Annotated in this window: 17 protein-coding genes; 10 read left to right on the top strand and 7 right to left on the bottom strand. The window is 46.5% G+C overall.

Annotation, left to right across the window (positions count from 1 at the left end; all coding sequences use genetic code 11):
* Window positions 1–18: 18 nt before the first annotated feature.
* From panC to sfsA, 7 genes are all read right to left on the bottom strand, one after another.
* Window positions 19–921 carry a pantoate--beta-alanine ligase gene (gene panC / locus TW84_RS14020; RefSeq protein ID WP_045976253.1) on the bottom strand — a complete coding sequence of 301 codons (903 nt, stop codon included), beginning with the start codon at window positions 919–921 and terminating at the stop codon, window positions 19–21.
* Window positions 922–932: 11 nt separating this feature from the next.
* Window positions 933–1,727, bottom strand: coding sequence for a 3-methyl-2-oxobutanoate hydroxymethyltransferase (gene panB, locus TW84_RS14015; protein WP_045976252.1), 795 nt, complete (start codon window positions 1,725–1,727; stop codon window positions 933–935).
* Window positions 1,728–1,750: 23 nt separating this feature from the next.
* Window positions 1,751–2,236, bottom strand: coding sequence for a 2-amino-4-hydroxy-6-hydroxymethyldihydropteridine diphosphokinase (gene folK, locus TW84_RS14010; RefSeq protein ID WP_045976251.1), 486 nt, complete (start codon window positions 2,234–2,236; stop codon window positions 1,751–1,753).
* Window positions 2,233–3,597: a polynucleotide adenylyltransferase PcnB gene (gene pcnB / locus TW84_RS14005; protein WP_045976250.1), complete on the bottom strand. Its 1,365-nt coding sequence runs from the start codon at window positions 3,595–3,597 to the stop codon at window positions 2,233–2,235. Before pcnB ends, folK begins: the two co-directional genes overlap by 4 nt.
* 120 nt (window positions 3,598–3,717) lie before the next feature.
* Window positions 3,718–4,608, bottom strand: a complete 891-nt coding sequence (gene gluQRS, locus TW84_RS14000) for a tRNA glutamyl-Q(34) synthetase GluQRS (RefSeq protein ID WP_045976259.1) — start codon at window positions 4,606–4,608, stop codon at window positions 3,718–3,720.
* A gap of 72 nt (window positions 4,609–4,680) precedes the next feature.
* Window positions 4,681–5,127 (bottom strand): RNA polymerase-binding protein DksA, encoded by a 447-nt coding sequence (gene dksA, locus TW84_RS13995; protein WP_045976249.1) that lies wholly within the window; start codon window positions 5,125–5,127, stop codon window positions 4,681–4,683.
* 137 nt (window positions 5,128–5,264) lie between these two features.
* Entirely contained in the window at window positions 5,265–5,978 is a 714-nt protein-coding gene (sfsA, locus tag TW84_RS13990) for a DNA/RNA nuclease SfsA (RefSeq protein WP_045976248.1), read from the bottom strand.
* Window positions 5,979–6,032: 54 nt separating this feature from the next.
* Here sfsA and hrpB point away from each other — a divergent pair, with 54 nt between their 5' ends.
* The 10 genes from hrpB (at window position 6,033) to TW84_RS13940 (ending at window position 22,557) form a co-directional block, all read left to right on the top strand.
* The gene (gene hrpB / locus TW84_RS13985; protein WP_045976247.1) at window positions 6,033–8,486 is read left to right on the top strand and encodes an ATP-dependent helicase HrpB; all 2,454 of its coding nucleotides are present in this window, start codon (window positions 6,033–6,035) and stop codon (window positions 8,484–8,486) included.
* Between the two features lie 2 nt (window positions 8,487–8,488).
* Entirely contained in the window at window positions 8,489–10,849 is a 2,361-nt protein-coding gene (gene mrcB / locus TW84_RS13980; RefSeq protein WP_045976246.1) for a penicillin-binding protein 1B, read from the top strand.
* Between the two features lie 121 nt (window positions 10,850–10,970).
* Entirely contained in the window at window positions 10,971–13,211 is a 2,241-nt protein-coding gene (locus tag TW84_RS13975) for a patatin-like phospholipase family protein (RefSeq protein ID WP_084720235.1), read from the top strand.
* 298 nt (window positions 13,212–13,509) lie between these two features.
* Entirely contained in the window at window positions 13,510–16,098 is a 2,589-nt protein-coding gene (gene acnB / locus TW84_RS13970; protein WP_045976245.1) for a bifunctional aconitate hydratase 2/2-methylisocitrate dehydratase, read from the top strand.
* Between the two features lie 318 nt (window positions 16,099–16,416).
* Window positions 16,417–16,788: a YacL family protein gene (locus TW84_RS13965; RefSeq protein ID WP_045976244.1), complete on the top strand. Its 372-nt coding sequence runs from the start codon at window positions 16,417–16,419 to the stop codon at window positions 16,786–16,788.
* Between the two features lie 189 nt (window positions 16,789–16,977).
* Complete coding sequence (gene glnK, locus TW84_RS13960; RefSeq protein WP_004742633.1) at window positions 16,978–17,316, top strand: P-II family nitrogen regulator; 339 nt, start codon at window positions 16,978–16,980, stop codon at window positions 17,314–17,316.
* Between the two features lie 26 nt (window positions 17,317–17,342).
* Window positions 17,343–18,572, top strand: coding sequence for an ammonium transporter (locus tag TW84_RS13955; protein ID WP_045976243.1), 1,230 nt, complete (start codon window positions 17,343–17,345; stop codon window positions 18,570–18,572).
* 154 nt (window positions 18,573–18,726) lie between these two features.
* Entirely contained in the window at window positions 18,727–19,740 is a 1,014-nt protein-coding gene (locus TW84_RS13950) for a Fe(3+) ABC transporter substrate-binding protein (protein WP_038163353.1), read from the top strand.
* Window positions 19,741–19,900: 160 nt separating this feature from the next.
* Complete coding sequence (locus TW84_RS13945) at window positions 19,901–21,526, top strand: ABC transporter permease (RefSeq protein ID WP_045976242.1); 1,626 nt, start codon at window positions 19,901–19,903, stop codon at window positions 21,524–21,526.
* Window positions 21,526–22,557 (top strand): ABC transporter ATP-binding protein, encoded by a 1,032-nt coding sequence (locus TW84_RS13940; RefSeq protein ID WP_045976241.1) that lies wholly within the window; start codon window positions 21,526–21,528, stop codon window positions 22,555–22,557. Before TW84_RS13945 ends, TW84_RS13940 begins: the two co-directional genes overlap by 1 nt.
* Window positions 22,558–22,585 lie beyond the last annotated feature (28 nt).

Below are 22,585 nucleotides of genomic sequence, written 5' to 3'. Positions count from 1 at the left end.
CTCGCTTCTCGCTTCTCGCTATTCAGCGCTTTCCGAGGGCGCTTCAGCGGTTTCTTCTTCTTTTGATTCAACCACAATTTCGACAACTTGGTTATCGATCAGGCGAGCTTTACCTAAGAAAGCAGACATTAGAATTACAGCTTGAGTGGTATCGGCAGTGATCGCTTGCAGCGTTCGAGCATCACGAATAAAAATTTCATCTGGCTGTAAGCCCGCGGCACGTAACTGGTCACTAGCGTCTTCAATGATTGAGGTATAATCATCACGCCCACCACGCATAGCACTGCTGATCCAACGCATTGTGCGAGACAAAACAGGGGCACGCTGTCGTTCATCAATCGTCAGTAGGCCGTTGCGTGAGCTCATCGCCAGACCATCCATTTCACGAACAGTGGCCACGCCTACGATCTCTATGTCCATGGCTAAATCTTCAGTCATCTTGCGAATCACGGCGAGCTGTTGGAAATCTTTTTCACCGAAGCAAGCAACATCTGGCTGAACGATGTTAAATAGTTTAGTGACGACAGTCGCAACACCACGAAAATGACCGGGACGAGAAGCACCTTCAAGGATGTTTGATAAACCAGGAACCTCAATTGAACTGTGTTTATCCAGACCTTCAGGGTAGATGATTTCTTGTGTCGGGGTGAAAACGAAATCTACACTTTCGGCCCCTAACTTAGTGAGATCGTCTTCTAAAGTTCTTGGGTAATTGTTGAGGTCATCGCTGCGTTCAAACTGCATTGGGTTGACAAAAATACTCACCACAACAATGTCAGCGTGCTCGCGCGCTTTACGAACCAGAGTGAGGTGGCCTTCATGGAGGTTACCCATCGTTGGAACAAAGGCGATTCTGCGACCATCACGCTTGTACGGTTTGAGCTGCTCACGGAGAGCGGCAATTTCAGCAAAAGTTTGCATCAGTCAAATCCTTACGCAATTGTGTGGGCTTCACCGGGGAAGACACCACTTTCAACTTCGTCTTTGTACATAGCGACAGCTTTACGCATATCACCTGTTTCAGCAAGGAAGTCCTTTGAGAACTTCGGCATATAGTTGGCTGAAATACCAAACATATCGTGCATCACTAGAATCTGACCATCGGTCGTATTACCCGCGCCAATGCCAATAACAGGGACATCACATACTTCTGTAATGCGAGCGGCAAGCTCGCTTGGAACACATTCCAATAGAATGATTTGTGCACCTGCGTCTTGAAGAGCTAGCGCATCACGAACCATTCGATCTGCTTTATCTTGATCGCGACCTTGGACTTTGAAGCCACCAAAAATGTTCACTGATTGAGGTGTGAGACCAAGGTGAGCGCACACTGGGACCGCGCGTTCTGTCAGCATTCTTACGGTATCGACTAGCCAATCGCCACCTTCAATTTTTACCATGTTTGCGCCTGCGCGCATGAGCTTTGCGGCGCTGTCGCAAGCTTGCTCTGGAGTGGCATAGCTCATGAATGGCATATCGGCCATTAACAAACAATTAGGGCTACCTGCACGTACACAACGTGTATGATAAGCAATTTCTTCTACCGTAACAGGTAACGTATCGCGTGTACCTTGCAACACCATTCCCAGTGAGTCACCAACTAACAGTACTGGCATCTCCGCACTTTCAAATAGCTGAGCAAAGCTGGCGTCGTACGCGGTGGAAGTCGCGAATTTACGACCTTCCTGCTTCCATTTCATCAGGTCGTTTATGGTAATTTTTTTCATGATTTTTCCTTTTAAGGAGTTGGCTATGATTGCCAAGTACGCAGACCGTTTTGTTTGACTACTTTGAGTAATTCTTCCAGTCTGGTCCCACATGGGAGGGTTAAATTTGGTGCGATTTCTGCGAGCGGATAAAGCACGAACTCGCGCTCCTTCATCCCATAATGAGGAACTGTCAGGCGCTCGGAATCAATCACCTCATTGCCATAAAGAACGATGTCTAAGTCGAGGGTTCTTGGTCCCCAACGCTCGTCTTTACGGACACGCCCTTGCTCTTGCTCGATCGCCTGTGTGCAATCAAGTAGTTCAAGTGGCGTTAATTCAGTGTGGATCTCTACCACCGCATTAATGTAATCCGGCTGGTCTTGTGGTCCCATCGGAGTGCTACTGTACAGCATAGAAGTCCGACAAAACTCAGATCTTGGTAGCTTTTTTAGAGCTTCAATAGCACTTTTTGCTTGAGCAACAGGTTCGGCAAGATTACTGCCGACAGCAATGTATGCCGTGATCATGATGATTGAGCCTTGCTCTTTTTTTTACGAAATGGCTTGCGGCGTCGCTTTTTACCTGGCTCAGGCGAATCAACATCGAGATCGGCAACCATAGCTTGGCGCATGTTACGTCCAGCGTTTTGGAAGGTTTCCCACCATTTTGCTAGCTCTTCAGTTTCACCGCCTTCAATTTCTCCTCGCATTTCGAGGAAGTCATACCCTGCTCTGAACTTATTCAATTCCATCAAGCGGAAGGCGCGTTTGCCATTTCGGCGTGGCATGCGCAGTTGTAATTGCCAAATTTCTCGAATAGTGGCGGTATGACGGCGTGGAATGGCAATAGTACGAACCTGATCATCAAGAATGTAGTTGCTCGCTTCCATGATAGCATCGTAGTAAGGCAGTTTGCGCTTTTCCATTAGTAAGGCAGCACGATCCTGCAACGGATACCACAACATAGCAGCGAACATAAATGCAGGGTTGATACGTTTGCCTTCTTCTATGCGTTGATCGGTTGAATCAAGAACTAAGTCAAGCATCTGCTCCGTTTTGGAAGCATAGTCTGCAGTGAAATCAGCAGAGATGATAGGGAACAATTGCTGGAAAAGGTTGTATTCGCGCATCAGGTGATAAGTTTCTAGGCCATATCCTGATTGCAGCATTTTCAGTGACTCTTCGTACAGGCGTGCCGATGGAATATCACGTAGCAGCGGTGACATCTGTTCAATAGGTGCGGCCGTTTCTTCTTCGATATCGAAGTCTAGCTTTACGGCAAAACGAATGGCACGTAGCATGCGCACTGGATCTTCACGATAACGCGTTTCAGGGTCGCCAATCAGGCGTACTAATCGGTCTTCTAAGTCTTCATTGCCGCCAGCATAGTCATGAATCGCATAATCACCGATGTTGTAATACATTGCATTGATGGTGAAATCACGCCGCTCAGCATCTTCATCTATGGTGCCATAGACATTGTCGCGCAACAGCATCCCTTCTTTGGATTGTTGAGAGATGTTTTTACTGGTTTCCTGATGGTGACCACGGAATGTCGCTACCTCGATGATGTCGCGGCCAAACATGATGTGTGCAAGACGAAAACGGCGACCAATTAAGCGGCAGTTTTTAAACAATTGACGAATTTGCTCAGGAGTGGCATTGGTAGCGATATCAAAATCTTTCGGGTTTTGACCCAGTAGTAGATCACGTACGCCACCACCGACTAGGAAGGCCTCAAAGCCTGCACCATGAAGTCGGTATAGCACCTTCAATGCATTGTCACTGATTTGTTTGCGAGAGATATTATGCTCTTGGCGAGTAATAATGTTCAGAGATAGCTCTGGATAATTTTCTTTTTCGCTTGGTGTATAGTCGTTTTTATTCATGTGCTTTAGTGACTCGTCACGCTGATCTCTTTGGTTGTGAGCTGCGTTTGAGTGTGCCTAGTCAGGACTTGCTTCTGATTCTGTTTATGCCCTAGGGGCGGATTTGCGGCTAATGATAGCTCACAGTGAGCGATTTGAGAATATTGGTGTGATCTCAGTCGAGTCTGGTAACTGGTTAACTTGCCAGTTTGAGACTCCCCACTCAATGATTTCTGGGACATTAGCTTGCTCTATTTCCTTTGGCAACTCAAAACCTAAAAAACGCATTGCTTCGATTAAAGCTGGTTTAGGCTGGCAGTTATCAATGGCTGGTGCATGATTTTGCTTGGATAATTTATGACCATTCTTATCCAGTGCCAATGGCAAATGGAGGTAGCTGATAGGGGGGACACCCAACACGTTATACATACTTATTTGGCGACCTGTAGGCTCAATTAAATCTGCACCCCTAACCACTTCTGTGACCCCTTGATCAATGTCATCCAATACTACTGCAAGATTGTAAGCAAACAATCCATCTCGACGCTTTATAATAAAATCTTCATCTGCCAGTTGACTAGGGATACTTAATTGTCCGTGCTTTTGATCGTCAAAACAATAAACAGGATGTGTCATGGTTAAACGCACGGCACATTCTTTTTGATTGTCGAGTAGCCGATGACGACACGCTCCATTATAAAAGCCACCCATGGCTTTGACTTGCTTACGAGTACATTGGCAATAATAGGCTTGGTATGAGCCCAACCACTGTTCAATCTGGGCCTGGTATCGCTCATGTCGTTGGCTTTGATACACAACCTCACCATCCCAGTGGAGTTGGTACGCGTCGAGCGTACGAAGGATCAAGTCTGCAGCGCCTGGCATCTCCCTAGGCGGGTCGAGATCTTCGATTCTAACCAACCATTTTCCCTGTTGGGCCTTGGCTTGAAAGTAGCTGCCTAAAGCGGCGATCAAAGAGCCAAAATGTAATGGGCCAGAAGGGGATGGTGCAAAACGGCCTGTGTAACTCATCATTTATTATCGTATCAAAATCAAAAAGGGAGCGTATGCTCCCTCTTACCGTGTTTATTAACCGCGAAGTGCTTAGCCTTGCATCTGCTTTTCTTTAATTTCTGCCAGCGTCTTACAATCAATACACAGGTCAGCGGTCGGGCGTGCTTCAAGGCGACGAATGCCAATTTCGACACCACAAGAATCACAGAAGCCAAACTCATCTTCTTCGATTTTGTTTAACGTTTTCTCTATTTTTTTGATGAGACGACGTTCGCGATCTCGGTTACGAAGTTCAAGGCTGAACTCTTCTTCTTGAGATGCACGGTCAACTGGATCTGGGAAATTCGCCGCTTCATCCTGCATATGGTGAACGGTGCGATCAACTTCTTCCCTGAGCTGGTTGCGCCATGCTGTCAAAATTTTTGTGAAATGAGCCATTTGTTCCGGTGACATGTATTCTTCACCAGCCTTCTCTGTATATGGCTCAACCCCTGCAATGGCTAGGATGCCTAGCGCTTTTTTCTTCGGTTCTGGCATGCAGCATCTCCTACTAACACCTAATCAACTGCGCCCGCAGTTAGATTTTAAGGCGGCTATCTATAGCAAAAAGAACAATATGAGGCAAACTCTGGAGCGTAAACTTGTTGTCAATGTGAAGATGACATCATTTTTTCTCAACAGGTGAAATCGATGCGTTCCATCAATTTCATCTCAGTGTTTGAAAGCTTTGCTTTGTAGCACAAAACTTCCACCCCTTGCCCTTGTGCGCTTTTCAACAATTGTGAATATTTTGCGTCTATATGGTGTGCTGGAGAGACTTTTTCAATGCCTGAATGTAAAACAGTGAACAAAAGTACTGCTCTGCTTCCATTTTGTGCCATTTCTGTGAGCTCTCTCAGATGCTTCTGGCCACGAGTGGTCACTGCATCGGGAAAATAGCCCCGTCCCTGCTGTTCCTCATCGAACAGCGTAACACTTTTTACTTCTATATAGCACGTTGGTTGATGTTGTGACTTGAGCAAGATATCAATCCGACTATTTTCAATGCCGTATTTAACCTCTGTTTTCAGCTCTTCATAGCCCTGTAATTCACTGATAACTCCCGATTCAATGGCCTCTACCGCTAACTGATTGGCTCTCGCAGTGTTAACGCAAATATAGTGCCCATGCGAGGTTTGTGTTAGTTCCCAACTGTTAGGGTATTTGCGTTTCGGGTTGTCGGATGTGGAGTACCAAACCGTGTTGCCTGCAGTTGCACACCCTGTCATCGCGCCAGTGTTGGCACAATGGATAGTACGTTCGCTGTTATCGGGCAATAGGATGTCTGCCAAAAAACGTTTATAGCGTTTAATTAGGATTGCTGATTCGAGTTGGGGATCAAACTTCATTTGGGACTGGATTTATGTACAATACTCACATTATTACACCATAAGGTTTTTCCATTGTCACAGCTGCCTATCGAGAGCGTGATGCATGAGCTACTCTCAAGCGTGCGAACTCGTTCTCAAGTTATCCTCAAAGCTGCGCCCGGTGCCGGTAAATCGACCCGCTTTCCTCTGCAATTACTTCGCGAGAGCGTCGTGGATGGGAAAATTATAATGCTTGAACCTAGACGCTTAGCTGCACGCAATATTGCTCGTTATTTGGCTCAGCAACTGGGAGAAAAGGTCGGACAGCAAGTAGGGTATCGAGTGCGGGGAGAAACCCAGATAGGCCCAGAGACTAAATTAGAGATTGTCACCGAAGGAATCCTGACCCGAATGGTCCAGTCAGATCCTGAACTGGATGGTGTCTCACTACTAATTTTTGATGAATTTCACGAGCGTAGTATTCATGCTGATACCGCCTTGGCATTTAGTCTTGAGATTCAAGATGCTCTTCGAGAGGATCTAAAACTGGTAGTAATGTCGGCAACACTTGACCAACGAGCATTAAGACAACTGATGCCGGATGCGGCATATATTGAATCTCAAGGTCGCAGTTTTCCCGTTGAATATCGCTATCAGCCACTAAAGCCCAATGAGCGATTGGAAGAGGTGATGGCCAAACAAATTGCTTCGCTAATGAGCAAAGAATCCGGTTCTGTTTTGGCTTTTTTACCTGGTGTCGCGGCAATAAAGCGTGTTGCTGATAGAATGAGTGACCTGCCAGATAACGTCGAAGTATGCCCTTTATACGGGCAACTTGGTTTTGCTCAGCAGCACGCGGCCATTCAGCCAGCAAAAAATGGTAAGCGTAAGGTGGTGCTAGCGACCAATATTGCTGAAACGTCAATAACCATCGAAGGAATTCGCTTGGTCGTGGATGCAGGGTTAGAACGAGTCGCGAAGTTTGATTTAAAAAGTGGTGTGACAAAACTGGAACAAAGCAGAATTGCGCAATCTTCAGCGGTACAGCGGGCTGGTCGTGCTGGGCGTATTGAACCCGGAATTTGCCTGCGTCTGTATAGTGAAAGCCAGTTGAATCAGCAACCAGAAGTCCCACAGGCTGAAATTCTTCACTCAGATTTGGCAGCATTAGCATTAGAATTAGCACAGTGGGGCGCAGCGAATGCTGCTGAACTGAAGTGGCTCGATGTCCCTCCTCAGAATAGCCTGAATCAATCACGTCGTTTGCTCAACAAACTGGGACTTTTGGATGACAAATACCAGTTAACCGAACATGGCCGCCTGACAAATGAACTCGGCGTTGAGCCGCGAATTGCGGCGATGTTGGTGCACACTGAACTGCAAGTTTGGAAGAATACAGCCTCAGCGGTGGCTAGTTTACTAGAAGAACCGGAACATAACGTCCTCGATTTCATGCACAGTGTTGATCGCTTTAAGCGCGGTGTTCACAGTAAACAGAAAGTCGCGCAGCAACGTGGCCAAGTGTTAGCACGTAAATTGTCGATAAATTTTTCTCTTGAGGCTATTGATGAGTCATTAGTCGCCGTGATCTTGGCGACGGCTTTTCCTGACCGTATCGGTCAACGAAGAAAATCGCAGACGGGGAAGTTCTTATTGGCGAACGGTCATGGTGCTGAAATGGCCGATGATGAACGCCTCGCGACCGCTGAGTATCTGGTAGTCGCTGATCTGATGCGCAGCTACTCTGATTCCTCGAGAATTTTTCTTGCTGCAGAACTAGATATCGTTGCAATCGAGAAATGGCTTCCTCAATTGATTGTGGCAAAAGAAAGTGTCGATTGGGATGAGCGAAAAGGGCGGTTGATAGCAGAACATCAGCGTAATCTGGGGCGCTTAGTGATTGAGCGTTGTCCACTCCCTGAGCCAGACAAACAAAAAATGACCGAGGCTTTACTAAATTGTGTACGTCGCAAAGGGTTAGATATATTAAACTGGTCCGATAGAAGCAAAGACACTCTTGAACGCATCCGATGTGCTGCTGAATGGTTGCCAGAACATCAATGGCCCGGTGTTTCCGATGCAGAATTGTTGGAAAATCTTGAGACTTGGTTAGAGCCTTATCTGGTTGGAGTAAGTTCAATCAAAGCGCTAGCTAAAGTGGATTTGGGACCTGCTCTGATGGCCTATATCGCTTGGCCACTTAATCAGGAAATTGACCAATGGCTACCGACACACTACGTCGTGCCTACAGGTTCAAAGAAGAAGATACGCTATCAACAAGGCCAAGAGCCTGTGCTTTCTGTTCGTATGCAAGAAATGTTTGGTGAGCAGAGGTCGCCAAACATTGCTGATGGCCGCAAAACGTTGGTTATGGAATTACTCTCTCCAGCACAACGGCCTCTCCAAGTCACAGGTGATTTAGCGAGCTTCTGGTCTGGTGCATATAAAGATGTGCAAAAAGAAATGAAAGGGCGCTACCCCAAGCATGTTTGGCCAGACGATCCGGCTAACCATATGGCAACGACCAAAACTAAACGACAACTGTAATCATGACCAAGAAAAAAACACCTGCGAGCAGTAAAACCAAAGCAACGAAAAAGCCTGCTCGCAAGCGGGCAACAGTGAAACGTAAAACCACGCCAAATGGCCAACGTCGCTGGTTAAAAACTCTATGGGGGGTGACTTGGAAGCTAGGTTTAGCTGGGTTTGCTTTGTTATTGTTTGTCGGCATTTACCTAGACAGTGTGGTTAAACAGCGTTTTGAAGGACAGTTGTTTGACTTGCCGACCGTGGTTTACGCTCGCATTCTTAACCTTTCTCCGGGTGATTCGATCTCGATTCAGGAAGTTCGCAATGAACTCGATGTACTCAATTACCGTAAAGTACGTCAGCCCCGTTATCCAGGTGAATATTCGTCGTCGTCAACTAAAATTGAACTGATTCGCCGCCCGTTTGAGTTTACCGATGGGCCAGAGCCAGATCGCCATGTGATGCTGCACTTTGATGGTTCAGGCTTACTTCGTATTCAGTCGCTCGAATCAGCGGGAGACCTTGGTTATTTGCGGGTCGAGCCGAAGATGTTGGGGATGTTGGAGAAAAATCACGATGAACAGCGCCTGTTCTTAAGGCGTGATCAGTTTCCTGAGGTCATGGTGGATGCGTTGCTGGCGACTGAAGACAGAGATTTTTATCAGCATGATGGCGTCTCACCGTTTGCCATTGCCCGTGCATTAGTTGCCAACGTTAAGGCGGGCCGCACGGTGCAAGGGGGGAGCACCCTAACGCAGCAGCTCGCGAAGAATATTTTCCTCTCCAGTGACCGAACGCTGTGGCGTAAGGTCCGTGAAGCCTACATGGCATTGATCATCGATTATCGCTACAGCAAAGATCGCATTCTGGAAGGCTATCTGAATGAAGTGTATTTAGGGCAAAGTCGTGGAGAAGCCATTCACGGCTTTGGACTGGCTTCTCGCCTATATTTTGGACAGCCGATTCAAGAACTGCGCATTGACCAGTTGGCGTTGTTGGTGGGTATGGTTAAGGGGCCATCTTACTACAACCCAGTGCGTTTCCCGGAGCGAGCCAAAGAACGTCGAGACTTAGTGCTTCGTCTGATGATGCAGCAGGGGATCCTGAGCGCTAACCAGTACGACATGGCGGCGAGTCGTCCGCTGGATATTCAGGATAATCCGCGTATTGCGAGCCGGCAACCGGCTTACTTCCAGCAGTTGAAGATTGAGCTGAAAGAGAAAGTTGGTGAGGCGTTTCAGTCGGATATTGGCCTCAGGGTGTTTACATCTCTCGATCCAGTTTCTCAACAAGAGTTGGAGCAGGCCATTGCCAAGAAAATACCTCAGCTTAGTAAAATCGCAGGTAAATCGCTTGAAGGGGCTGCAATCGCCGTTGACCGCCATACCGGAGAAATTCGTGCTATGGTCGGAGGTAAGCGGACAGGCTATGACGGATTCAATCGTGCGTTGAACGCCAGTCGTCAAATTGGCTCACTAGCTAAACCAGCGGTCTATCTCACTGCTCTGGAACAGCCTGATAAGTACAATCTTGCTACCACTTTGCACGATAAACCCATCAGCCTTAAGGGTTCAAAAGGCAGCGTTTGGTCGCCGCGTAACTATGATCGTAAGTTCCGCGGGGATGTCCCTTTGTACATGGCGTTGGCAAAATCTCTCAATGTACCTACAGTGCAGCTGGGTATGCAGCTCGGCATTCCAAATGTTGTCAATACTTTGGAAAAGTTGGGGGTCGATCGCAATGAAATCCGTCCAGTGCCATCAATGTTTCTTGGTTCTTTCACATTGACGCCATTTCAGGTCGCGCAGATGTATCAGACGTTGACCAATTCGGGTAAGAAAGCGCCATTGTCTGCGCTACGCTCTGTGGTTGACTTAGAAGGTAATGCCCTTTTTCAGTCACTGCCGCGCATGTCTCAAACTATTGACCAGCAAGCCGCTTGGTTGACGACCTATGCTATGAAACGGGGCGTTTTGGAGGGCACTGGCCGTTATCTCAACAGCCAGTTTGGCTGGGCGGCGTTAGCAGGGAAAACCGGGACCAGTAACGATACGCGTGACAGCTGGTTCGTTGGTGTTGATGGACGCGAAGTGACAACTATCTGGCTTGGCCGAGATGATAATAAGCCAACCAAGCTTACGGGCTCCAGCGGTGCGTTAAGAGTCTATGCGGAATATCTCAATCACCGCATACCGGAAAAGCTGTCGCTACCTTGGCCAAAAGGAGTCAGCACCCTCGGTTTTGCATCCACAGAACAAGGCAGCCTGCAACTGGACTGTAAGAATTCGTTTAAGTTACCCGTTTGGGATAAAAATGGTGTGCTTCAACAGCAATGTGACAGTCAGCCTACTCAGTGGATAAAGAACATATTTAGTTGGTAAACAGTTGCTTGTGTCAATAATATAAAACCATCGACTTCTGTACGTATGCGAATAATACGGGAACTCTAGAGTGAAAAAACTAGCCTGGCTTTTATGTACATCTGCGTTTGTGTTACCGCGCATGGTGCTTTCTGATACAAGAGAACATGCCGTACCAGAACGGCCAAAAATCGCGGTGGTTCTAGCTGGTGGTGGCGCCAAAGGGGCGGCGCACATCGGTGTTTTGAAAGCGCTTGAAGAGCTCAGAATTCCAGTCGACTATATCACGGGCACCAGTATGGGGGCTTATGTGGGTGGCTTGTATGCAACAGGCATGAGTGCGGATGAAATTGAAAGCCTGACTGAGACCATCGATTGGAACCGTGGCTACCGTGATCGGGTTGATCGTAGCCAGCGTCGTGTGCGTGACAAAGAATACGAAGACAGATTCCAACTGACGACAGATTTAGGTCTTGGCTGGGGGGAAGTACGTGCTGCCCGTGGCATTGTGCAAGGGCAGGGAATGCTCAAAATCCTACGTGAATCGTCTGGCAACCTTCCACCGTTTAAATCCTTTGATGAACTTGCCATTCCTTATCGCTCAGTCGCAACTGACATTCTTGAGCTCAAACCTGTTGTTATCGAAAATGGTTACCTTGTAGATGCCATGATGGCTAGCATGTCGGTTCCTGGAGCGTTACCTCCCTACGAACTCAATGATCAGCTTCTGGTGGATGGTGGGGTAACCAACAATATGCCTGTCAATGTTGCACGAGATCTCGGCGCAGATATCGTTATTGCAGTTGATATCAGTACTGATTACAAAGACGAAGATGATTTTACTACTCTGTTCAGCGTAGCGGATCAATTGTCGAATTATTTAGTGCGCAGCACGACTAATCGCCAAGCGAAGACGCTGACGGAAGACGATGTGTTCCTTAAGCCACAAGTTGGCGATATGGAAACGACAGAGTTTAACAAGATGCCCGAAGCGTTTAAAAAGGGGTATCAAATTGCCATTCAAAATCAAGCATCACTCAAACGCTACAGCGTGTCTTCATCTGAGTATCAGGATTACATTGATCACAAAGAAGATGTACGTAGAAAACTGAGATATGGCGATGAAATTCTGGTCGATAAAGTCGTTATTCATAACCACACTCATTACAGTGATGATGTGCTGAAAAAACACTTGGGTCTTGATTCGGGTCATCGCTATAAAACGTCCGAAGTCGAGCAGGGTGTTCAGAACCTTTACGCGCTGGATCGTTTTGAGTTGATCACTTATCGCTATGATAAAATTGACGATCAGGACGCTTTAATTGTAAACGTCAAAGAAAAGTCTTGGGGTCCTAACTATGTCAACTTCCGTTTCTTTCTCGAAGATGACTTTGATACTGACAGTCAATACGCAATAGGGGTATCGACCAATTTTACCGATATTAATGAGCTTGGCGCTGAACTGACTCTTAATGTTGAGATGGGCACAGATAAACTTATAGAAGGGGAGTTTTATAGCCCAATTTTTTCCAGTTCTGACGTGTTCACTACTTTGGGCGTCACGTTCAGCAATGAAAAGGTCAATGTGTCCAAGGATGGAGGAGAAGTACCGTCACTCAAAGCGACTCAAGATTTTTTCCCGATATCTTTCACTGAGTGGGAATCCGAGTGGGCTGTTGGGTATCAAGATACTTTGTGGCGACGATTTAAAATCGGTGTCAGATATACTGATGGCTCAGGAGAACTCGCGTCGCTGCCATCATTGGGTGACGTCTCATTTAAGCGATTAGGTGCGTTTGCCAATTATCGCATCGATACCCTAGATAACTACAGTTTGCCCAATAGAGGGCTGTACTTGAATCTGGATTACCTAGTGTCACATGATGAAAGTGTCGGCAGTTCAGGTAGTGTTTTCGCTGGTCATGATGAAGATACGGCGTATGAATATGGTGCTAAGATCGTCTATGCCAATAGCTTCTCGCGTCATACTTTGGTTGCGAATCTCGATGTTGGAGTGGTAGAAAGCAAAAATTCTTCTCTTATTATCGACCCCAAAGAGCTTGGCGGCTTCCTCAATTTATCTGGTATCCCACGTAATAGCTTGATTGGTCAGAACAAAGCGTTTGGTAGTCTGGTGTATCGCTACCGTTGGTTCGACAATGACTTTGGATTATTTTCTTCACCATTTTATTTAGGTGCGTCTTTTGAATACGGTGGTGTTTGGTCAGATCCAAGCATCAAACTCGATTCGGCGCCATTGTACGCTGCAGGTTCTCTGTTTGCCGGGGTTGATTCTCCCGTTGGGCCAATCATGTTTGGCTATGGCAGAACAGAACAAAACTACGATTCTATATACTTGATTATAGGGACAAGTTTTAAATAGCCATTCAATAATTCATTCAATCAATCATCTATTGTCAAAGCAGGGAATTGATGAAATTAAGCAAAGAAAATCATAGAACTTTAGTCTTAAGTTGCTATGTTGGTCAAAATGATGAGATTTTAATTTATCGTTAAATTTGCTATCCTACTGCCCACAGTTTGGCCTCTCTGGCACTGTTTCTCACTCAAGATGAATGAAAAATATGGCAAAAAGGAGAGCCAAGTTTCCAAGGATGTTCACTTCGTTACGTTGAATAATAGTAATAATAACGGAGGAACCGCAATGAGAGGAAAAAGTCGTGCTTGAAGCCTATCGTAAACACGTCGCAGAGCGTGCTGCTGAAGGAGTTGTTCCTAAACCACTAGACGCCGAGCAAGTTGCTGGTCTTGTCGAACTTCTGAAAAATCCCCCTCAAGGTGAAGAAACCGTAATTCTTGACCTACTAGAAAATCGTATCCCACCTGGCGTAGATGAAGCTGCATATGTCAAAGCAGGTTTTCTGACGGCTATTACCAAAGGCGAAGTGGAATCGCCACTGGTAAGTCGTGAAAAAGCAGCTGAGCTGTTGGGTACGATGCAGGGTGGCTACAATATCGCTCCGCTAGTTGACCTTCTTGATGATGACGCGTTGGCATCTATTGCTGCAAAAGCACTATCTCACACTCTACTCATGTTTGATGCTTTCTATGACGTAGAGGAGAAAGCGAAAGCAGGTAACACTTACGCACTGCAAGTACTGCAATCTTGGGCTGATGCTGAGTGGTTTACCTCGAAAGAGAAAGTTGCTGAGAAAATTACCGTTAAAGTATTCAAAGTCACTGGTGAAACTAACACCGATGACTTGTCTCCGGCGCCTGATGCATGGTCGCGCCCAGATATCCCAGTGCACGCGAAAGCGATGCTGAAAATGGAACGTGATGGTATCAACCCAGACGAACCAGGAAGCGTTGGTCCTATCAAACAAATCGAAGAGCTACAAAAAGATGGTATTCCATTGGCTTACGTCGGTGATGTCGTGGGTACCGGTTCTTCACGTAAGTCAGCGACTAACTCTGTACTTTGGTTCATGGGTGAAGATATCCCATTTGTACCAAACAAACGTACAGGCGGTATCTGTTTAGGCGGTAAGATCGCACCAATCTTCTACAACACGATGGAAGACTCAGGTGCACTACCAATTGAGCTAAACGTTCAAGACATGAACATGGGGGATGTGATTGAAATTTACCCATATGAAGGTGTTGTGCGCAAAGGTGGCGCAGAAATTTCAAACTTTGAGCTGAGCAAGGTACTGCTTGATGAAGTGCGCGCTGGTGGCCGTATTCCATTGATCATTGGTCGTGGTTTAACAAGTCGTGCTCGTACTTCTCTTGGCCTAGAAGAAACCGATCTGTTTGCCAAGCCGATTGATCCTTCCGCATCAAGCAAGGGTTACACACTGGCTCAGAAGATGGTCGGTAAAGCATGTGGCGTTGAAGGTGTTCGCGCGGGTCAATACTGCGAACCTAAGATGACGACAGTTGGTTCTCAGGATACAACTGGCCCTATGACGCGTGATGAGCTAAAAGACCTTGCGTGTCTTGGCTTCTCAGCTGATCTAGTGATGCAGTCATTCTGTCATACTTCTGCGTATCCAAAACCAGTCGACGTCAACACGCACCATACGTTGCCTGATTTCATCATGAACCGTGGTGGTGTCTCTCTTCGTCCAGGCGATGGCGTTATCCACTCATGGCTAAACCGTATGCTTCTTCCTGATACTGTTGGTACAGGTGGTGACTCGCACACTCGTTTCCCTCTGGGTATTTCATTCCCAGCTGGTTCTGGTCTAGTTGCATTTGCTGCAGCGACAGGTGTTATGCCGCTTGATATGCCGGAATCAATCTTGGTTCGTTTTAAAGGCGAAATGCAGCCAGGTATCACGCTACGTGATTTAGTTCATGCGATTCCTTACTACGCAATTCAGCAAGGTCTATTGACAGTTGAGAAAGCGGGTAAGATCAACGAATTCTCCGGCCGCGTGCTTGAGATTGAAGGTGTTGAGCACCTAACGGTTGAGCAGGCGTTCGAGCTTTCAGATGCTTCTGCAGAGCGTTCAGCGGCTGGTTGTACAGTTAAATTGTCTCAAGAGTCGATTGAAGAGTATCTAAACTCGAATATCACCATGCTTAAGTGGATGATTTCCGAAGGTTACGGTGACCGTCGTACTATCGAGCGTCGTATCACTGCGATGGAAGAGTGGTTGGCGAAGCCAGAGTTGATGGAAGCAGACGCAGATGCGGAATACGCTCACATCATTGAAATCGACCTAGCAGAAATTGATCAACCTATTCTGTGTGCACCAAACGATCCAGATGACGCTCGTCTACTTTCTGAAGTTCAGGGTACCAATATCGATGAAGTCTTCATTGGTTCTTGTATGACTAACATCGGCCATTTCCGCGCTGCAGGTAAGCTACTAGAACAGTTCGGTGGTCAGTTAGATACTCGCCTATGGGTGGCTCCACCAACGAAGATGGACCGCGATCAGCTAACCGAAGAAGGTTACTACGGTATATACGGTCGTGCTGGTGTTCGTATTGAAACGCCAGGGTGTTCACTATGTATGGGTAACCAGGCACGTGTGGCAGATAAGGCGACAGTAATGTCAACGTCGACACGTAACTTCCCGAACCGTTTAGGTACCGGTGCTAACGTTTATCTTGCTTCTGCTGAGCTTTCGGCGGTTGGTGCGATTCTAGGTAAGATTCCCACTAAGGAAGAGTACCTAGAGTACGCGAAGCAAATCGACGCGACAGCCGCAGATACCTACCGTTACTTGAACTTCCATAAGATGGATCAGTACACTAAGAAAGCGGATTCAGTGATTTTTCAAGAGCCTGCATAATCCCTTGTCATATTTGATTGAGGCATAGAATTGAGAGCGTCTACTTCGGTAGGCGTTTTTTTTGTTTCTAAAGCTACCAATTTCCAAATTGATTGAACCTGTCATTCCATAGACTGACGAAGGAACGAGTAGGGAATCTCTTCAAGTATGTCGTTGTTTTAAAAGATCCCCAACTCATTCGTTCCTCATTCTTGAGGATGACGAGAGTGAGTTGCAATTAATCATAAGAATGGACTTTGTCGTCTATACCTCGCCTCACACCTTTAGTCCTTGTATACTCCCGCCCATTGAGTTAGGCAGAACCGCAAGAGGTGCCCTATGGAATTTGAGTTCATTAGAAACACTTTAATGGGCGAGTACTACGTTAAGTCGAGTATGGGCCATGAAATTGCTGGTCGCTGGTTGCAGGAAGAAATCGGTAAGGATTGGCAGAAGATAGAGCAGGTCGAGTCTATGCTAGAGGCTGTACACCAGTCTCCACTTCAGGAACACACCATGCTGGGTACTGAGATTTCCATCTCTATTCATGGTGATGAAGTCACCATTCAAGAGAATGTATTGGCGCATGGGGAAGCGATGGCTGAAGACAGCGAGTTTAATTTTTATGACAGTGAGAGTACAGCCAGTTGTGGCTTAGATGACTTTGAGCTGCTGATTGAACAATGGAAAGAGTTTCTGACCACCAAATAAATCTGCACTGATATAGTGAAGAATGAAATTATTGCCTCATTATTGTGATAAAGGCGCACCGTTATGGTGCGCCTTTTTGTGTATTTGGCCCTCTGCGATTAATAAACCATTAATTATCAAATGCTTAATAAGTTGGCATGTCACTTGGATTATAAAGATAAAAAGGATGACAGCTTCAGAGAGGATGCGATGAAACTTATTAATGCGATTATCAAACCATTCAAATTAGACGATGTTCGAGAGGCACTAGCTGATGTCGGTATCGAAGGTATGACGGTATCCGAAGTGAAAGGGTTTGGACGTCAGAAAGGCCACACCGAGCTTTATCGTGGTGCAGAGTATCAAGTGGATTTCTTACCTAAGGTGAAACTCGAGATAGCAACACAGGCTGAAAATGTAGACCGCGTGATTGAAGCTGTATCCAAAGCGGCGCACACAGGAAAAATCGGTGACGGAAAAATCTTTGTTTATGACCTGAGCCAGGCAGTGCGCATTCGTACTGGTGAAATGGACGCTGAGGCGCTTTAAGAATTCAAAGAACTGGAGATAAAAAAATGGAATTAACAACCACAGTAACCGAATTACGTTACGCACTAGACACTTTTTTCTTCCTCATTTCAGGTGCGTTGGTCATGTGGATGGCGGCTGGTTTTGCCATGCTTGAGGCGGGTTTAGTTCGTTCAAAGAACACCACTGAAATTCTGACCAAAAATGTTTGCTTATATGCAATTGCATGTACCATGTACTTGGTCGTTGGCTACAACATCATGTATGTCGACAATGGTGAAGGCGGCTGGCTACCTTCATTGGGTACGTTGATTGGAACACAAGGGGAAGGCGCAGACCACTCTCTAGAATCTGACTTCTTCTTCCAAGTGGTGTTTGTTGCGACAGCTATGTCTGTTGTGTCTGGTGCGGTCGCAGAGCGAATGAAGTTATGGTCATTCCTCATTTTCTCCGCGGTACTGACGGCGTTTATCTACCCAATGGAGGGTTACTGGACTTGGGGAGGAGGCTTCTTGGCAGAAGCGGGATTTAGTGACTTTGCTGGCTCAGGTATTGTACACATGGCTGGCGCAGCCGCGGCATTAGCAGGCGTGTTGCTACTAGGTGCTCGTAAAGGTAAATACGGGAAAAATGGTGAGATTTACCCAATTCCAGGTTCGAACATGCCCCTGGCGACACTGGGTACCTTTATCCTTTGGTTCGGTTGGTTTGGTTTCAACGGTGGCTCTCAGTTGATGGTTTCTGACTTTGAGAATGCAACGGCAGTAGGTCAAATCTTCCTTAACACAAATGCAGCAGCAGCGGCTGGTGCGATTGCAGCTCTTCTGGTGTGTAAAACGACGTGGGGTAAAGCAGACCTGACGATGATCCTCAACGGCGCACTGGCTGGCCTAGTTGCCATCACTGCCGATCCGCTGTCTCCATCGCCAATCTATGCTGTGGCCATTGGTGCAGTATCAGGTGCGCTAGTTGTGTTCAGCATTATTGCTCTTGATAAGCTTAAAATTGACGATCCAGTGGGTGCGATTTCGGTGCACGGTGTATGTGGTTTCTTCGGCCTGATGGTTGTGCCACTGAGTAATGGTGATGCAACGTTTGGTGCTCAGCTATTGGGTGCGGCGGTTATCTTTGCTTGGGTGTTCGGTGCAAGTCTTGCGGTGTGGGCAGTGCTTAAAGCAACGATTGGTATCCGAGTGTCCGAAGATGAAGAATTGGAAGGTATGGACATGCACGACTGTGGTGTTGGTGCCTACCCTGAATTTGTTACTGTGAAGTAAGTCAGAACAAGACATAGACTGTTACAAATAAAATACTCAAAAACCTGCCAACTCCGGCAGGTTTTTGCGTTTTACAGCATTGTTTTCTAAATCATCATGAATATAATAACGCAACTGATAAACGTTATCATTACGAAGTTAAAGGACTGAACCAATGAAAAAACTGCTGACTCTTTCTGCTTTAGCATGTGCAACATTAGCACCGACTGCGATGGCTGCTGAAGAAGTGAACGTCTACTCTTACCGTCAACCTTTCCTAGTTGAACCTATGTTCAACGAGTTCACTAAAGAAACAGGCATCAAAGTAAACGTTAAGTTCGCAAAGAAAGGCCTAGCAGAGAAACTAGCTCAAGAAGGCGAGTATAGCCCAGCTGACGTGATTCTGACGGTAGACATCAGCCGTTTGTCTGAGCTAACTAAGCAAGGCTTGGTTCAGTCTGTAGAAAGCGCTGTTCTTGAAAAGAACATTCCAGCTCAGTACCAAGATGCTGACAATGAGTGGTTTGCTCTGACAACCCGTACTCGTAGCGTTTACTCTTCACGTGACCGTGTTGGTAAGCTAGGTGATGATTTCACGTACGCTGATCTTGCTAAGCCTGAATTCAAAGGCAAAATCTGTACTCGTAGTGGTAAGCACCCTTACAACGTTTCTCTAGTCTCTTCCATGATTGCTCATAAAGGCGAAGCGGAAACTAAAGAGTGGCTAGAAGGTGTTAAAGCTAACCTAGCGCGTAAACCTCAAGGTAACGACCGTGCACAGGTTAAAGCGATCAAAGAAGGTCTATGTGACGTTTCTCTGGGTAACAGCTACTACCTAGGTAAGATGGTTAACGATAAAGAGCAGAAAGCGTGGGCTGATGCTGTTTACATTAACTTCCCTAACCAGAACACAACTGGTACTCACGTAAACATCTCTGGTATGGCAATGGCTAAGTACTCTCCAAACAAAGAGAACGCACTTAAGCTAATGGAATTCCTAGCGGGTGATAAAGCTCAAAGCATGTACGCTGAAGTGAACTACGAGTACCCAGTGAAAGAAGGCGTTAAGCGTTCTGACCTAGTAGCGTCTTGGGGCGACTTCAAAGCTGACACGATTTCTCTCGATGAAATTGCCGACCACCACGCAGCAGCAATCAAGCTTCTTGATGAAGTGAAGTTCGACCTGTAATCGTTTGACGCTTTATATACACAGCCTCAAGTCGCTCTTTTACAAGGGTCACTTGAGGTTGTTTGTTTATAAGGGTATAACAGACCCTTAAGCGTATTAAAGGTATATGAGATGTATTAGCAAGTGCATTTAAGCGATGTATACCTGTGATTGTTAGGCGATGAAAGAAAATAATTATTTATGGAAAACCAGTAGTGGGACGTTGGCCCTGCTACTGGTTTTGCCGATCTTAGCGATATTCCTTACCTCTATCGGCGAGACTGATGACTTATTCTCGCATCTGATGTCGACGGTAATGCCAACCTATACCTTTAATACGGTCGTCTTGGCCGCAGGTACTATGGTTCTGTCCCTAGTTTTTGGTATCCCGTCTGCTTGGATTATGGCCATGTGTCGGATACCCAGCGAGCGGATTTTACAATGGGCTTTAGTGTTGCCTCTGGCTATGCCGGGTTACATCGTTGGTTACATTTTTACTGATTGGCTCGACTTTGCCGGACCAGTACAAATCTTGCTGCGTGATTTAACAGGTTGGGGACCCGGAGATTATTGGTTTCCTGATATCAGAACGTTGACTGGTGCTATCATTGTGCTGGCATTGGTGCTTTACCCTTACGTTTATCTGCTGTGTCGTGCTGCATTTATGGAGCAAAACGTTTCTTTGCTGCAATCAGCGCGCTTACTAAAATGCTCTCCTTGGGAAAGTTTCTGTCGCATCTCGCTTCCACTTGTCCGCCCCTCCATTGCCGTCGGTCTGTCGTTGGTTGCAATGGAAACCATTGGTGATTTCGGTACGGTGAGCTATTTTGCCGTCAATACTCTGACCACGGCGGTTTATGATACCTGGCTCGGTTACTCAAGCTTGACTGCGGCCGCTAAGATTTCGGCCATTATGTTGGTGTTTGTGATTCTCCTGCTTAGCGCAGAGCGCTACAGTCGTCGTAAACAAAAACTATTCCAGAATCAGTTCAGTAGCCGAGAAGACTTTCGCTACGAGTTATCAGGCTGGAAGAAGTGGCTGGCGTTGACTTGGTGTTGGGGGTTAGTCGCAATTGCCTTCTTGCTCCCACTGTTGCAATTGGTGATTTACGCTTTCAAGTATTTTGTACAGAGCTGGACTCCGGAATTCCGAGAGTATGCGCTCAATAGCCTCTACGTTTCTCTATCGGCCGCCGTCATTGGAGTCATTGTCGCCATCACAGTGAATTTTTATAATCGCTTAGCAACCAACCGTCAGGGACTGGCGTTCATGCGCTTGTCTTCGATGGGGTATGCGGTACCAGGGACAGTATTAGCGATTGGGGTAATGGTTCCCGTTTTGTTTATGGATCATTTGGTCAATGACATTGCTAAGTTTATGGAGTGGGGTAGGCCGGGGTTAATTTTTTCAGGCTCAATGTTTGCGCTTATTTTTGCATTGGTCGTCCGATTCTCTGCAGTCGCAATCGGCAGTATTGAAAGCAGCCTAAACAAAGTCTCACCTTCTCTAGATATGGCTTCTCGCACTATGGGGTGTAATTCCAATCAGATGTTGTGGCGAGTGCATTTCCCGCTGATTCGTCGTGGAGCTTTGATTGCCGGTTTGTTGGTTTTCATTGAATCAATGAAAGAGCTGAATGCAGCGCTGCTGCTTAGGCCCTTTAACTTCGAAACACTGGCAACCTATGTCTACAACTTTGCCTCTGACGAACAACTTGAGTTAGCCGCTTTACCTGCGGTGCTACTGGTATTAGTTGGATTGATTCCCTTAGTTATGGTTAACCGTTCACTGGAGCATACACACTGATGAGCTGCGCATTATCAATCAATAAGTTAACTTGTAAGTACGATGAACAGACAACCGTATTGGAATCACTATCACTAGAGGTGGAACACGGTGAGATTGTTTGCTTACTGGGCGCGAGTGGCTGCGGGAAGACCACTTTACTTAAAGCGATTGCGGGCTTAATACCGCTCAGTTCTGGCTCAATGAGTTTGAACTGTATGACAATTGATGACGGTAAACACTGGCTGCCGCCTGAGCAGCGTAATATTGGTATGATTTTTCAGGATTACGCTCTTTTTCCGCACTTAACCGTTGAGGAAAATGTGGCTTTTGGTCTGAAGGCGTTGGCTAATGGTGACAGAAAAGCCAAAGTGGCAGAAATGCTTGATCTGGTTCACCTGACAGGGTTCGAAGAGCGCTATCCACATCAGTTGTCCGGTGGACAGCAGCAGCGTGTTGCTATTGCTCGTTCATTGGCATACAAGCCTGACTTATTGTTGTTAGATGAACCTTTCTCTAACATTGATACTCAGGTTCGCCATGAGTTGATTGCAGAAATCCGTAAGATCTTCAAAAAGCATGGCGTCACGGCGATATTTGTTACTCACAGTCGGGAAGAGGCGTTTGCCTTCGCTGATAAGATGGCGGTGATGAACCACGGCGTGATTGAACAGTATGGTACGGCGAGTGAGCTTTACTATCAGCCTTCGAGCAAATTTGTTGCGGATTTCTTAGGAGGCGGCAGCTACTTGATCGCGAAGCGTGTGTCTGAGTCTGAGTTTGAAACTGAGTTAGGGGTGGTTGAGGCGCAAGCTCAGCAAGAAATTCAGCTACAAGCAGAATGTGAGCTGTTGCTGCGCCCACAGCATGTTCAGATCAGTGCTACTGAGGAGAGTAGTGTGACGGTTTTGGAGCAACAGTTTATGGGTGACCATTGTCGTTATGTGATTGATGCAAGCGGTAGTCGATTATTGGCCAGCTCCTCAGAGCCACTGTCGATAGGTCAACCTGTTGCGGTTAAAGTTGAAACGCAAGGCGTATTGGCTTTTTAAATGACAAAACACCCAGCAAATCGCTGGG

It is taken from the genome of Vibrio neptunius, from assembly GCF_000967495.1.
GTDB lineage: Bacteria > Pseudomonadota > Gammaproteobacteria > Enterobacterales > Vibrionaceae > Vibrio > Vibrio neptunius.
This window is presented reverse-complemented; position numbering and strand designations above follow the sequence as displayed.